Origin of the sequence: Bacteroides mediterraneensis (assembly GCF_900128455.1) — a bacterium.
Taxonomy (GTDB): domain Bacteria; phylum Bacteroidota; class Bacteroidia; order Bacteroidales; family Bacteroidaceae; genus Phocaeicola; species Phocaeicola mediterraneensis.
This window is the reverse complement of the sequence record NZ_LT635783.1, coordinates 691,924-707,471: the sequence shown is the minus strand read 5'-3', so window position 1 is coordinate 707,471 and position 15,548 is coordinate 691,924. Positions and strand designations below refer to the sequence as shown.

Genomic DNA, 15,548 nt, shown 5'->3' with positions numbered 1-15,548 from the left:
CTAATAAAACAACTACGATTATGGCAAAATTCAAACGCATTCTATTAAAGCTCAGCGGCGAAAGCCTGATGGGAGAAAAAAAATACGGTATTGACGAAAAACGGCTGGGCGAATATGCACAGCAAATCAAGGAAATCCATGACATGGGCGTACAGATTGGCATCGTCATCGGTGGCGGTAACATTTTCCGCGGATTGTCGGGAGCCGGAAAAGGCTTTGACCGCGTAAAAGGTGACCAGATGGGTATGCTGGCTACGGTTATCAACAGCTTGGGACTAAGCTCAGCTTTGGTGGCTGCCGGCGTAAAGGCACGCGTACTGACGGCTATCCGTATGGAACCGATTGGTGAATTCTATACCAAATGGAAAGCCATTGAGGCCATGGAAAACGGGGAAGTAGTCATTATGTCGGCCGGTACCGGAAATCCGTTCTTTACCACCGACACCGGTTCGTCACTGAGAGGCATTGAAATCGAAGCCGACGTCATGCTGAAAGGTACCCGCGTAGACGGTATCTATACAGCCGACCCGGAAAAAGACCCGACAGCCACAAAATTCGACGACATTACGTACGATGAAGTACTGGCACGCGGCCTGAAAGTAATGGACCTGACCGCTACCTGCATGTGCAAGGAAAACAACCTGCCGATTATTGTATTCGACATGGATACCGTAGGTAACCTGAAGAAGGTGATGTCGGGCGAAAACATCGGTACGCTGGTACACAACTGATATCCCAACCCTTCTCTATAAAATGACGGCAAGCTGCGGTCTGCGACTGCTCCTTGCCGTTTTCATTTACTCACCCGCCAGTTCATAACGGTGGAATTCCGCATTTTTCATCAAGGGAATCGTGCGAAGGTCATCCAATGCCACCCCTTTCATCCGGGCCTCCAGACAGCGGTTGATTTGCCCGTGCGCCACGACCAGCACCCGCAGGCCGTCATAATGATGCCACAGATACTCCAGAAAAGCTCCTGCACGGTCGTACAGCATCTGAGGGGTCTCTACCCCGGCAGGCGGATGACTCAAGTCCACACTGCCCACTGTCAATCCGGTCCATGGTCCCCAGTCGATTTCCCGCAACAAAGCCGTCTGCTGCCACGGCAGATGCCGGTCGCCCACGGCCAGCCGTACCGTATCCACCACCCGCTGCAAATCACTGCTCACCACGGCATCCAACGGAATCTCACGCAAGGCCTTCCCCAGTTCTACAGCCTGCTGCTTGCCCTCTTCCGTCAAGGTACCGGGCAAATGCCCCTGAAAAATCCGACTCAAGTTTTCCACCGTCTGTCCGTGACGGGCCAAATAAAGTGTAATCATAAACCGTGCTGCTTTTAAGTTGACAAACAAAGATAAGAAGTTTCCGGCAAGTTTCGGGCCAGACAGACACAAACTTATGTTCCGAAGTATTGCAAGAGAATAAAAAATAGCTTATTTTTGTTCACATAAATACTTATCAGAGAATATAAAACCTATAAATGTAAGAAATATATGGCAGATTCTAAAACAATTATCAGCGAAGCTGAAGAGAAAATGGATATGGCAATCATGTATCTGGACGAAGCGCTGGCTCACATCCGTGCCGGAAAAGCCGACGTACGTCTGCTGGACGGCATCCGCGTAGACTCTTACGGAAGCATGGTGCCCATCAACAACGTAGCCGCGGTGACTACTCCCGACGCACGCAGCATTGCCATCAAGCCGTGGGACAAGAGCATGTTCCGCATCATTGAAAAGGCAATTATCGACTCTGAATTGGGTATCATGCCGGAGAACAACGGTGAAATCATCCGCCTGGGCATTCCACCATTGACAGAGGAACGCCGTAAACAGCTGAGCAAACAGTGCAAAGGTGAAGGAGAAACTGCCAAAGTAAGCATCCGTAACGCACGCCGCGATGCCATCGACGCCCTGAAAAAGGCCGTAAAAGACGGTATGCCGGAAGACGAGCAGAAAAACTCTGAAGCCAAATTGCAGAAAGTACATGACAAGTACATCAAGCAGATTGACGACATGCTGGCTGCCAAGGACAAAGAAATCATGACAGTATAAATTTTATTCATCCCCATACGAGGAGAGAGGGAACCGTCAGGATTTCTTCCCTCCTCTTTTTTTAAATTTACATCTATTGGAAAAAGGTCTGGTCATAAAAAATACAGGAAGCTGGTATCTGGTCAAAACCGACGAGGGAAAGCTGATTGAATGCAAGATAAAAGGAAATTTCCGCCTGAAAGGAATACGCAGCACAAACCCTATCGCCGTGGGCGACCGGGTACAAATCAATGTCAATGCGGAAGGAACCGCATTCATTACCGAAATTGAAGACCGGAAAAACTACATCATCCGCCGTTCTTCCAACCTGTCCAAACAATCACACATCATCGCAGCCAATCTGGACCAGTGCATGCTGGTGGTCACGGTGAACTATCCGGAAACTTCCACCATATTCATCGACCGTTTCCTGGCTTCGGCAGAAGCGTACCGCGTGCCGGTCTGTCTGGTATTCAACAAAGTGGACCGCTATACAGAAGAGGAATTGCATTATCTGGAGGGACTGATTCACTTGTACACCCACATCGGATACCCTTGCTACCGGATTTCCGCATTGGAAGGCACCGGAGTAGAGGAAATCAAACAGGCCCTGCAAGGAAAAGTAACCTTGTTCTCCGGCCATTCCGGCGTAGGAAAATCGACCTTAATCAATGCCATCCTGCCGGAACAGAATGTCAAGACCGGCGAAATATCCACAGCCCACAACAAAGGCATGCACACTACCACTTTCTCTGAAATGTTCTCTGTAGCGGGCAACGGCTACATCATTGACACCCCGGGCATCAAGGGCTTCGGTACCTTCGACATGAAGGACGAGGAAGTGGGACACTACTTCAAGGAAATATTCGAGTTTTCCGCGCACTGCAAATACGGGAACTGTACCCACCGGCATGAACCGGGTTGCGCCGTACGTGAAGCCGTGGAAAACCACTACATCAGCGAATCGCGGTATGCCTCCTACTTGAATATACTGGAAGACAAGGAAGAAGGGAAATACCGCTCAGCATTTTAAACAGACAAGAATATACAGCCACCGATTTTCTTCCCATCAAGGAAAACGGTGGCTGCTTTTCAAAAAGAGAGGTTGACAAGATGTGCTCCTCAATTCATTAATAGAGTTGATAGGGCTTGATGACTTCATCGCCTTTTACTGATATGTCATAAAAGCCGTCACGACCCTTTTTCAGATGCAAAGGAATGATACGTGTAGCACGGGGAGAGACCTCTGAGTCCGATTTATGTACATGATATACATAATAATAGCCCCCATCTTTACCTAAAAAGACATCTCCGTGTCCGGAACCGTTCTCCCCTATAATGCTACGATGTATAATGGGGTTTCCTCCGTACTTTTTCCAAGGTCCCAATGGAGAATCGGCAGTGGCATAGCCCACTGCATAATCGATGTTCATATAATGATTGGCCGAATAAAACAGATAATATTTCCCATCCAGTTTAATCACAGTGGGTCCTTCCATGATGGGATCAGAAACATAATTATCGGTATGTTCCCAAGGTTCCGTACAATCCAGACATTGCTTTAATGTCTCACTCTTTATCGTACCGGTCAGCATATCAAACTCGGCAACCCAAATATAATTACCATGGTTGAAACGCACATGATACAAATAATACTTCCCATCGTCATCTTTGAACAAAAAAGGATCTATGTTTTTCTCTGATCCGTCAATAGGCTTCATCTCATCTTGCATGAAAGGCCCGGTTACAGAAGTGCCACAAGCCAATGCAGTCTGTTCGTTAGCCGTATAGGCAAAATAATACGTATCACCCTCCTTCAGCCATTGTGGTGCCCAAAAACCGGTTTCACCATACGACTCACCTTTGCGTAGAATAAAGCGATAATAATCAGCCGTGCCAGTAGTCCATTCCAGCAGATTATCAGACATCAGGACTGTAAATCCCAAAGGAGTCTGCGACCCGGTTCCAGTCATATAATACTTTCCATTGTCCAAAACAATGGTAGGATCTGCGTAAAATATCTCGTGCTTCTGCTGTTGAACAGGCTTTGATGCCTCACAACTTGCTATGACCAGCATAGAAAGTCCTGCTAAAAAAAATTTGATATACATGCCTTCTAAATTAAGTTATAAAATCAATCCATTTCAAGAACATTTGCCTCCAGTGAAGGATAACCACCCTCTACATAAAGTCAACCCGCCTAACTGTTTTCACAAAAAGTAAAGGGAGACTTGCCACAAATCATATATTCAAGTCTCCCCTACTCTACCTATTGCTAATTAACGATTTATTGATATCCTTCATTCTGTACCATGTTAGGATTCATCTCTATCTCACGTGCTGGGATAGGCAATACCCAATAATTGTCACCTCCCCAGGTATATTGATAGGTGGGTGTACCCCATACCTGGCGCATACCATTTGTACGGCCTTGGCTATCTTTTGAGAATTTCAAGTCTTTCCAAGTTCTCCAACGTATTTCATCAAAGAAAACCACATCTTCACCTACCAGTTCCCAGTGGCATTCATTCATAATGCGCTGGCGCATATCTTCCTGTCCGGTAACGGTAGTAGGCGCATTGCTATTCAGCGGTTGTGCACCGGCACGACGACGTACTTCATTTACTTTCTCCACAGCTCCCGATACGTCACCCAGTTCATTCAAAGCCTCGGCCCAGTTCAGTAAAACCTCAGCATAACGAATAAGAGGCAAATCAATCGGGGAGTAGAATGTCATGATTTCCATACCTTCACCCACAAACTTACGATTAACATAGTAAACCATCGAAGCCACATCGGTTTGCAAATCATAAGTAGGAGCCATCACATTACGGTAAGGAGCACGCATAGTATATTCTGTAGGAACTCCGGCACGTCCTCCCAAATAAGTACTGTAAGGAGTTATGACAGACATAGCCAAACGTGGATCACGATGGTCATAAGCAGCCTTGATACGCGCCTCATTTCCCGGAGTGATATATTTAGACATATCAGCACCCCAATCTGCATAAACAGCCTTTTCTTCTTCAGTGGCATCATCGCGCAGGAAATAAACACTACGTTCTTCGGCCGTCATTTCATTGTATCCAGGAATATAATCATCCCAGTTGAATTTACTACCATCTGCATTTTCATAGGAATCCACAAAATTAGGATTAATGATATAGTTGGTCCAACCAATACCTGTTCCAGTACCATCATCAGGCATGCTACGTGTGCCGTAGTTTCCATTCTTATTGTTAGCGCATGCGCCATTATTGGCTGAAGAACATTGCAAAGAGAATATCATTTCATCGCATCTCTCATTCTCTTCCTTGAACAGCTGTTTATACGAATTTGCCCCATCGGCTGTATAAAGGCTATAGCCACAATTCTTCACAGCCTCAAAGTCATCTGCCGCTTTCTGCCATTCCTTCTTCCACATATACACCTTACCACGCAAAGCGTAAGCCGCTCCTTTAGTTATATGTCCATAATTGGCATCACTTGAACTATATTTATCAGGCAAATTGGGGTCCTCAATACACTTGGTAAGGTCCTGAATAAGATAATCCCAGATTTGATCTTGTGTTGAACGAGCGAGTTTAGCTTCATCCGTATTCTTGATAGCTTCTGTATAATAAGGAACACCGCCATATAAGATATTCAAACGATAATACCACCAAGAACGCAAGAAACGACATTCAGACACCAGTCTTGAAGCTTTTGCTTTGTCCATACCTGGAACTGAAGGCAGATTAGAAATGACATCATTGGCACGCAAGATGCCGCCATAATAATTTTTCCACCAACGTTCGCTGCCACGGTCACTCGTAGAAGAATTGGTAGCAAACAAAAAGTCCAGTCCACCAATCCAGTTGCGGTCAAGATCCATCATAGACGACCAGACATCAAACCATCCAACCCAGCCATCCTTGGCACCTTCATACAATACATTATAAACTCCTGTCACTGTCTGTTCCGCCAATGTTTCACTAGACCATACATTGCTTTCACTGGCAGAATTAAGCGGTGCCAAATCCATATTGACACAACCGGCGCAACACCATCCCAAACCGACGGCCAAAGCAACATGTTTATAGTATTTCTTTGCTATGTTTTTCATTATTCAATTTCTCCTTTTCTTAGAATGTTACATTAATACCAAATGCATATTGTCTCATAGATGCATAACCAGCTCCTGTTGCCATTTCAGGATCCATGCCTTGAAACTTGGTAATGGTCAATAAATTTTCGCCAGAAGCATAAACACGCAGGTTCTGTACATAGAGTTTCTCCATCCACTTCTTAGGGAAGGTATAACCTATGGTCAAGTTCTTCAACTTCATATAATTTCCATTATGCAGATGCCATTCGCTTACCGTACTGACCTGATTGGTACCGCTCATTGTCAAACGAGTATTCTTAGAAGTGATGTTTGTACGAGGATCCTCAGGGTTCTCCGGATCATAGAAATAATGATCGTAACCTACATCCTTACCGATACCATAGCCACGAGTCATCACCGTACTGTTCTGTGTCTGTGTATACCACTGAATCTTGAATCCTGCAGCACCAGCCCAGTTCATAGAAAGATCGAATCCTTTCCACGAAGCACTGGCCTGAAAACCATAGTAGAATTTAGGAGTAGCCGAATAACCAATAAAGTCACGGTCGTTGTCGCTACCATAAATACCATCACCGTTGAGGTCAGCATAAATGATATCACCATACCAGATACGGTCTTTACCAATACCCTGTGAAGGATAAAACTCATAACCGGCATTCACCATGGCCTGCAACCACTTCATATCCTGTTCAGTACGTATCATACCGTCTTTAGGACCTCCATTAGGATTCACAGACCCATCGACATTGAATGCACTGCCATTACCATGATACAGCTTGAGCATGTAATATTCGTTCATCGTATGCCCTTCAACAATACGAGTATCCCCACCGGTTGACACATCTCCCAAATTGGTGGTCCATACCCCGTCAACCCAACCACGTTGCAATTCTCCTTTATATTTAGTCACCTCATTCTTGTTGAACGAGAAATTGCCGGAAATGTTATAAGCAAAACCATTAACATGATCCTGCCAGCCCAATGTGAGTTCAACACCGCGATTGGTTACCTCTGCTATATTTTCTTTTGGAGAACTAAAATAAGACAACGTAGGCGACAAAGTCGGGTTATACAAAATACCGTTGGTCACTTTGTTATACCATTCTATGGTACCTGTCAAACGATTGTTCAGTATAGCAAAATCAAGACCCAGATTGGTAACAGTGGTAGCCTCCCATTCCAGATTGTAGTTGGAGAAGGATGTCATGCCAAGACCTGAAATAAGCGAATTGCCAAACACATACTGCTTAATGCCATAAAGCGCCTGCCAATCATAGTTACCAATCGAATTATTACCTAACTTACCCCAAGAAGCACGCAATTTCAAATTATCGAACCAGCCAAGGTTTTTCATAAAGTTTTCTTCCGAAATACGCCAACCTGCCGAGAACGACGGGAAAATTCCCCAGCGACTTTCAGGAGCGAAACGTGACGAACCATCATAACGCATATTGACTTCAAACAAATAGCGAGAGTCATAAGCATAGGTAAAACGGCCAAAGAGCGAACGAGACGAATATTCTGTCGTATTACCAGACAAATAATTAGGCTCACTCATAGCATCAAAATCTGTCAGACCAGAATCAACCATACCTTTTTTGCTCACATCTGTCGTACGGCGCCATTTACGGTATTCCTCATAACCAATCATAGCTGCCACATCATGCTTTTTGTTGAACACCTGCCCGTAATTCAACACTGTGCTACTCTTCCAACTTTGGTCTCCATCGATATAATAATATACAATATCCTCGGCCAATGTCTCAGAAGTAGGAGGAGTACTCGTGACGATTCCAGTACGGAAATTCTTTTGTTCACGGTAATCCGTATCATGCAAAAATTGCTCATTACGGAAGTGGTCATAATAGAAGTTATAACTCAGCGAGAAGTGTTTCAGAAAGTCAATCTTAACATAGGGATTGACATAGAACTTGGTCTGCTTGTAGAAACCACCCTGACGGTTAATAAAATAAACAGGATTTGTTGAAACAGGGTCTTCCTCAGTTGCTGCAGGCGAACCATAAGCGCCATCATAATAGGGATAAGTACCCGGAGTAGCCTTCTGCATCATATTACCGTTCAGGTCATCAATATTGTTACGTTCCTGATCGGTATGATAGCCCCAGGCACGCAAACCGACCTTCAGAAAATCGGAAATCTTCGATTCGATATTGGAACGCATATAGTATTTCTTCATGCCCGAGTTGTCGGCCAAGCCCGGATTGTCTACATAGGTAGCACTCAAATTATAAGTTGTACGTTTCTCTGCACCCATTACAGTAACGGTATGCTCTTGCATCCATTTAGGATTGTACACTTCATCATACCAATCAGTATTAGGATAAGCAACATAGTTTGGATAACCAGATTCAGAAATACCGTTAGGGTCCTTTTCAGCAGCACGCCATTGGTCAATGGTTGATTGTGTGAATAAGGCAGCCTGACCACTGTTGGTCGCAGCTTCATTCATCAGCTCCATATAATCGGCATAATTGGATACCTGATGGATAAGTCTGGCAGGTGTATTCAGTGAAAATTTGCCCGAATAAGATACGTTAATCTTGCCATCGGTACCTTGTTTCGTAGTCACCAAAATAACACCATTGGCACCACGGTTACCATAAATTGCACAAGAAGCAGCATCCTTCAGAACTGAAATCGAAGCTATATCATTGGGATTGATCTGATTTAAGTCCATCTCCATACCATCAACCAAAATCAACGGACTTGAATCATTCAACGTACCATTACCACGAATCAGTACTGAAGCACTTTCTGAGTTTGGTTTGCTGCTGGTAGTCATCACATTCAAACCGGCAGCCATACCTGATAAGGCTGCAGACACCGTAGTCACCGGGCGAGAAAGCGTTTCATCAGAAAAATTGACGGTTGCCACCGAACCAGTCAAGTTCACCTTCTTCTGAGAACCGTATCCCACCACCACAACTTCATCCAGCACCTTCGTATCATCTTTCAATACCACCCGCAATGGTGTTCCCTGAAATGGAACTTCCTTCGTTTCCATACCAATATACGTAAACACCATTATGTCTCCTTGCTTTCCATTCACAGAGAAAGCACCATCCAAGTCTGTGATAGCACCTGTCGAAGTGCCCTTTATCACCACATTCACACCTATCAGAGGTTCACCATTTGCATCGGTCACAGTTCCTGTAATAGCCACATTTTGTGCCCCAAGGGAAGATGCAAACAAAATTAGGAATAAAAATAAGATTTTTTTGACCATTTATTTTTGATATTAGATTTAAATGTACAGAAGCTATACTTTACTCTTCTCTCTGCAGGAGACAATAGACCAACCATTGACTCCTGATAAACATAAAAAATCAGGCTGAGTTATTCCAAAGGTATTTATTCATAGTTGTTTTAATTTAAACATTTGTCTTTTAATGCAAATGTAGATAACCTACACTGGACCCTATGCCACAAAAATGCCAAACTATGTAATTATTCAACCAATAGTCAGTCCCCAACTATATCTGAGCGTATTCTTTCACTTACAGCAACAATCATTTGATGTCTTATCGAAAGGAAACTGGAATCCATCGGAGTCTTTCCTCACTAAAAGCAAAAAGGAATAAAAGACTTGCACTCTTAAATAACTACCTAAAAGGATTAATTTAGAAACAGAAAAGGCTATGAAATAGCAAGATAAAAGTTATTCTTCTGACAGTGGAATCTAATATAATCAATAAGGTCAGGAACCATAAAGGCTATAGAATAAGAGAATCACCATAGACCACTAATTATCAACATACAGCACAACTCACAAGGCCATTCCACTATTTACAGTTAACGTTTCAATCACCATCCCAATAAAAGCCTTTCCTATTTTATAAAAAGTATGAAACACATAGAATTCCTCCCATAAATTCATATATTTGCCAAGTATATCGTTTTAATCTTAATCTAACAAACACATGGACAAACGCATCAAATGGGGAATCATCGTAGTGATAGGGGCAGGAGTCATTGCCTTAGGTATCCACACGTTTACCCCTTGGAAGAATGAAGAACTGGAAGCAGCCGAGAAGCAAGTGCCCACCGGCAAGTCCAAAGCACTCAACGTAAATGCAAAAATACTCAAACCTCATTTGCTCACCGACCAGCTGTTTGTCAGTGGTAAACTGATGCCGGATGAGGAAGTAGACTTGTCGTTTGAAACCTCCGGAAAAATCACGAGCATTGATTTCACAGAGGGCTCTTTCGTATCCAAAGGACAGCTGCTGGCCAAAGTGAACGACAGCCAGTTGCAAGCCCAGCTGAAACGGCTGGAGGCCCAGATGCCACTGGCCGAAGACCGTGTGTTCCGTCAGAATGCCTTGCTGCAACGCGATGCGGTGAGTAAAGAAGCCTACGAACAGGTGAAAACGGAACTGGCTACCTTGAATGCAGACATCGAGAACGTGAAAGCAAACATTGCCATGACGGAACTCCGTGCTCCGTTCGACGGTATCATCGGACTGCGGCAGGTCAGCCTAGGAGCTTACGCCTCCCCCACAACCGTCATCGCCAAACTGACGAAAATCACTCCGCTCAAGGTGGAATTTGCCGTACCGGAACGTTATGCCCGCGAAATCAAGAAAGGCACAAACCTGACCTTCAAGATTGAAGGACGATTGGAAGCCTTCAACTCACAGGTTTATGCCACGGAATCACGCATCAATGAAGAAACCCATACACTGACCGTCCGCGCCCTCTATCCGAACCGCAACGGAGAACTGTTGCCCGGACGCTATGCGGACATCGAACTGAAGCAGAAAGAAATTCAAGACGCCATCGCCATTCCATCGGAAGCCATCGTCCCGGAAATGGGAAAGAACAAGGTATTCGTGTACCGCTCGGGAGTGGCCGAACCGGTAGATGTGGAAATCGGTATCCGCACGGAAGCAGAAGTACAGATTCTAAAAGGATTGTCGGCCGGAGATACCATCCTGACCTCCGGTACCCTTCAACTGCGCACCGGCATGCCGGTAATTCTTGATCAAATCAACTAACTTTCTGCCGTATGAACATCTCCGAACTTAGTATCAGAAGGCCCGTACTGGCCACTGTGCTCACCATTATCATCCTGCTTTTCGGACTGATTGGCTACACCACCCTGGGGGTACGTGAATACCCTTCGGTGGACAACCCCATCATCTCCGTGACCTGCAGCTATCCGGGAGCCAATGCAGAAGTAATTGAGAACCAGATTACAGAACCGCTGGAACAAAACATCAACGGGATTCCGGGTATCCGTTCCCTGTCGAGTACCAGCCAACAGGGACAATGCCGCATCACCGTGGAATTTGAACTGTCGGTCGACCTGGAAACCGCTGCCAACGACGTGCGCGACAAGGTGTCGCGTGCCCAGCGCTACCTGCCCCGCGACTGTGACCCGCCTACCGTATCCAAAGCCGACGCCGATGCCAGCCCTATCCTGATGGTGGCCATACAAAGTCACACCCGTTCTTTGCTGGAACTGAGTGAGATTGCCGACCTGACCGTCAAGGAACAGCTGCAAACCATTCCCGACGTGAGCAGCGTCTCCATCTGGGGAGAGAAACGCTATTCCATGCGTCTGTGGCTCGACCCGGTCAAAATGGCCGGCTACAGCATCACTCCGGTAGACGTGAAAAATGCCATCGACAAACAGAACCTGGAACTTCCGTCTGGAAGCATAGAAGGAAATACTGTGGAACTGACCCTGCGCACCATGGGACAGATGCATACGGCGAAGGAATTCAACAACATCATCCTGAAAGAACAAAACGGACAGGTGGTGCGCTTCAGTGACATCGGTTACGCGGAACTGGGACCGGCCGACCTGAAGAGCTACATGAAGATGAACGGGGTACCCATGGTGGGTGTCGTCGTCATTCCGCAACCGGGTGCCAACCACATCGACATTGCCGACGCCGTGTACGAACGCATGGAGCAGATGAAGAAAGACTTGCCCGACGACGTGGAATACACATACGGTTTCGACAACACCCGCTTTATCCGTGCCTCCATCGCAGAAGTGGAAAGTACCGTGTACGAGGCTTTCGCGCTGGTGATTATCATCATCTTCCTTTTCCTGCGCGACTGGCGTGTCACCTTGATTCCCTGTATCGTAATTCCGGTCTCCCTCATCGGAGCCTTCTTCGTGATGTATATCGCCGGATTCTCCATCAACGTACTCACCATGCTGGCCGTCGTCCTGTCGGTGGGACTGGTGGTCGACGATGCCATCGTGATGACCGAAAACATCTATATCCGCATCGAGAGAGGAATGAAACCATTCGAGGCTGGTATCGAGGGGGCTAAAGAAATTTTCTTTGCCGTGATTTCCACCACCATTACCCTGGCCGCCGTGTTCATCCCGATTGTCTTCATGGAAGGAACCAGCGGACGCCTCTTCCGCGAATTCAGTTTCGTAGTAGCCGGCTCTGTCATTATCTCGGCTTTCTCGGCCCTGACCTTCACCCCGATGCTGGCTACCAAATTGTTGAAGCACCGGGAAAAGCAGAACTGGTTTTACCGGAAGACAGAGCCTTTCTTCGAAGGCATGAACCGCCTGTATGCCCGCAGCCTTCAGGCCTTTCTGCACAAGCGTATCATCGCCATACCATTCGTTCTGATTACTTTGGCCCTCATCGGTTACTTATGGAACCATATTCCAGCCGAGATGGCCCCACTGGAAGACCGCTCGCAAATCAACATCCGGACCAGCGCGGCCGAAGGGGCCAGCTATGAATACATCCGTGACTATACGGAAGAAATCAACACATTGGTCGACTCCATCGTTCCAGATGCAGCTTTTGTCACGGCCCGCGTATCGAGTGGAAGCGGAAACATCCAGGTTACCCTGAAAGACATCAAGGAACGCGATTACACCCAGATGGAGATAGCCGAAAAAATCTCTAAGGCTATCCGTACGCATACCAAGGCCCGTTCCTTCGTACAACAGCAGTCTTCTTTCGGCGGACGAAGAGCGAGTATGCCGGTACAATATGTGCTTCAGGCGGTCAGCATCGAAAAGCTACAGGAGGTATTGCCAGAGTTTCTGGCCCAAGTATACGATAACCCGACCTTCCAGATGGCCGACGTGGACCTGAAGTTCAGCAGTCCGGAAATGCGTGTCACCATCAACCGCGACAAGGCTGGTACCATGGGTGTGAGTGTACGCGACATCGGAGAAACCTTGCAATACGGGTTAAGCGGGCAGCGCATGGGCTATTTCTACATGAATGGCAAGCAGTATGAGATTCTCGGACAAATCAACCGCCAGCAACGTAACCAGCCGGCCAACATCAAGTCGATTTATATCCGGAACGACAAGGGAGAGATGATACAGCTGGACAACCTGGTGGAATTTGTGGAAGCTGTGGCACCCCCCAAACTGTATCATTACAACCGTTTCATCTCTGCGACCATTTCTGCGGGACTGGCCGAAGGCAAAACCATCGGCGACGGTCTGGACGAGATGGACAAGATTGCCGACAAGGTTCTGGACGACACGTTCCGCACCGCCTTGTCGGGCGATTCCAAGGAATACCGCGAAAGTTCCTCCAGCCTGATGTTCGCCTTCATTCTGGCCCTGATTTTGATTTACCTGATTCTTTCGGCCCAGTTTGAAAGTTTCAAAGACCCGCTCATCATCATGCTCACCGTGCCGCTGGCCATCGCCGGTGCCCTGGTCTTCATGTACTTCGGCGACATCACGATGAACATCTTCAGTCAAATTGGTATCATCATGCTGATTGGACTGGTGGCCAAGAACGGTATCCTGATTGTGGAATTTGCCAACCAAAAACAGGAGGCGGGCGAAGAAAAGATGCTGGCCATCCGCGATGCGGCCCTCCAGCGTCTGCGCCCAATTCTGATGACCAGTGCCTCTACCATCCTCGGATTGTTGCCACTGGCCTTCGCGTCGGGCGAAGGGGCCAACCAGCGCATCGCCATGGGAGTGGCTGTAGTAGGCGGTATGCTGGTCTCCACCTTCCTGACGATGTACATCGTACCGGCCATTTATTCTTATATATCGACTAACCGCGCTAAAAAAGAAAAGAAATGAGAAAACGGTCTATTTACTATGCACTTTTTTTACTCGGTCTGGGACTTCCGGCACAGGCCCAGTACACTTATACCTTGCAACAATGCCTGGAAGAAGGATTGGCCAACAACTATTCGCTCCGCATTACCCGCAACGAAGAGCAGGTAAGTAAAAACAACGCCACCCTGGGAAATGCGGGCTACCTGCCTACGGTGGACCTGACAGCCGGCTATACCGGAAACGCGGACAACAGCAACAGCCAGTCGCGTGAAACGGGAGAAACCACCCAACTCCGTGGCGTATACGACCAGACCTTGGACGCGGGTATCGACTTGAACTGGACGATTTTCGACGGGTTCAACATCAGTACCACTTACAAGCAGCTGAAAGAGCTCGAACGACAGGGAGCCACCAACACCCGGATTGCCATTGAGGACTTCATCGCCACCCTCACGGCAGAATACTATAACTACATCCAACAAGAAATCCGGTTGAAGAATTTCCGCTATGCCGTGTCGCTGTCCCGGGAACGTCTGCGCATCGTAGAAGAACGCTACCACATCGGAAACTTCTCCCGGCTGGATTATCAGCAGGCCACCGTGGACTTCAATGCCGACCGGGCGCAGTATATCAAACAACGGGAACTGGTACATACTTCCCGTATCAACCTGAACGAGCTGATGGCCGCCAAAGATATGGACCGTCCGCTCAGCGTGAAAGACTCGGTGATTGATGTCAACGAAAGCCTGGATTTCAACGCCTTGTGGGAGGGTACCCTACAGGCCAACTCCAGCTTGTTGCAAGCAGACCAGAATACCGTACTGGCCCAGTTGGATTATAAAAAAGTATTGTCGCGTAACTATCCGTATGTACGGTTGAATGCCGGCTACGGTTATACCCTCAATAAATACGATGTCAATGCCACCCGCCAGCGCAGCAACTGGGGATTCAGCGGGGGCATCACCGTAGGATTCAACCTCTTCGACGGCAACCGGAAACGCGAGAAACGAAATGCCAGTCTGGCCATCCGCAACGCCCAGCTGGCCCGCGACGAGCTGGAACAAGGACTTCGGGCCGACCTGAGTAACCTGTGGCAAGCCTACCGCAACAACATCCGCTTGCTGAATCTGGAACGCCAGAACCTGATTTCCGCCAAAGAGAACCACGAGATAGCCAAAGAACGCTACCTGCTGGGAGATTTGTCCGGAATCGAAATGCGTGAAGCCCAGAAAAGCCTCCTCGATGCGGAAGAACGCATCCTTTCCGCAGAATATGATACGAAGATGTGTGAAATATCCCTGCTACAACTTAGCGGGAAGGTGACACAATACCTGAAATAAAATATTTCATAATTTTTTGTATCTTT

The 15,548-nt window shown here is 47.0% G+C and carries 10 protein-coding genes; 6 read left to right on the top strand and 4 right to left on the bottom strand.

All coding sequences use genetic code 11. The features are described 5' to 3' along the window. Window positions 1-20: 20 nt before the first annotated feature. Window positions 21-731: a UMP kinase gene (gene pyrH / locus BQ7480_RS02840; protein ID WP_007559787.1), complete on the top strand. Its 711-nt coding sequence runs from the start codon at window positions 21-23 to the stop codon at window positions 729-731. A gap of 66 nt (window positions 732-797) precedes the next feature. Here pyrH and BQ7480_RS02835 read toward each other — a convergent pair whose 3' ends face one another. Then, a complete protein-coding gene (locus BQ7480_RS02835; protein ID WP_072541635.1) occupies window positions 798-1,322 on the bottom strand; it encodes a histidine phosphatase family protein in 525 nt (174 codons plus the stop codon). 171 nt (window positions 1,323-1,493) lie between these two features. Here BQ7480_RS02835 and frr point away from each other — a divergent pair, with 171 nt between their 5' ends. Continuing rightward, entirely contained in the window at window positions 1,494-2,054 is a 561-nt protein-coding gene (gene frr, locus BQ7480_RS02830) for a ribosome recycling factor (protein WP_072541634.1), read from the top strand. 76 nt (window positions 2,055-2,130) lie between these two features. Continuing rightward, window positions 2,131-3,066, top strand: coding sequence for a ribosome small subunit-dependent GTPase A (rsgA, locus tag BQ7480_RS02825; protein WP_072541633.1), 936 nt, complete (start codon window positions 2,131-2,133; stop codon window positions 3,064-3,066). A gap of 97 nt (window positions 3,067-3,163) precedes the next feature. Here rsgA and BQ7480_RS02820 read toward each other — a convergent pair whose 3' ends face one another. The 3 genes from BQ7480_RS02820 to BQ7480_RS02810 all read right to left on the bottom strand — a co-directional run bounded on the left by BQ7480_RS02820 (window position 3,164) and on the right by BQ7480_RS02810 (window position 9,388). Then, window positions 3,164-4,111, bottom strand: a complete 948-nt coding sequence (locus tag BQ7480_RS02820; protein WP_235816715.1) for a glycoside hydrolase family 43 protein — start codon at window positions 4,109-4,111, stop codon at window positions 3,164-3,166. A gap of 209 nt (window positions 4,112-4,320) precedes the next feature. Then, entirely contained in the window at window positions 4,321-6,138 is a 1,818-nt protein-coding gene (locus BQ7480_RS02815; RefSeq protein ID WP_072541631.1) for a RagB/SusD family nutrient uptake outer membrane protein, read from the bottom strand. A gap of 19 nt (window positions 6,139-6,157) precedes the next feature. Continuing rightward, complete coding sequence (locus tag BQ7480_RS02810; protein WP_083581741.1) at window positions 6,158-9,388, bottom strand: SusC/RagA family TonB-linked outer membrane protein; 3,231 nt, start codon at window positions 9,386-9,388, stop codon at window positions 6,158-6,160. A 694-nt stretch (window positions 9,389-10,082) separates the two neighbouring features. On the opposite strand from BQ7480_RS02810, the gene BQ7480_RS02805 reads away from it, so the two are divergent. Genes BQ7480_RS02805 through BQ7480_RS02795 form a run of 3 tightly spaced genes read left to right on the top strand, consistent with a single transcriptional unit; the run spans window position 10,083 to window position 15,522 of the window. Continuing rightward, window positions 10,083-11,159, top strand: coding sequence for an efflux RND transporter periplasmic adaptor subunit (locus BQ7480_RS02805; protein WP_072541630.1), 1,077 nt, complete (start codon window positions 10,083-10,085; stop codon window positions 11,157-11,159). Window positions 11,160-11,170: 11 nt separating this feature from the next. Further along, entirely contained in the window at window positions 11,171-14,203 is a 3,033-nt protein-coding gene (locus BQ7480_RS02800; RefSeq protein WP_072541629.1) for an efflux RND transporter permease subunit, read from the top strand. After that, window positions 14,200-15,522, top strand: a complete 1,323-nt coding sequence (locus tag BQ7480_RS02795) for a TolC family protein (protein ID WP_072541628.1) — start codon at window positions 14,200-14,202, stop codon at window positions 15,520-15,522. The genes BQ7480_RS02800 and BQ7480_RS02795 overlap by 4 nt, the downstream gene beginning before the upstream one ends. The last annotated feature ends 26 nt before the right edge of the window (window positions 15,523-15,548 follow it).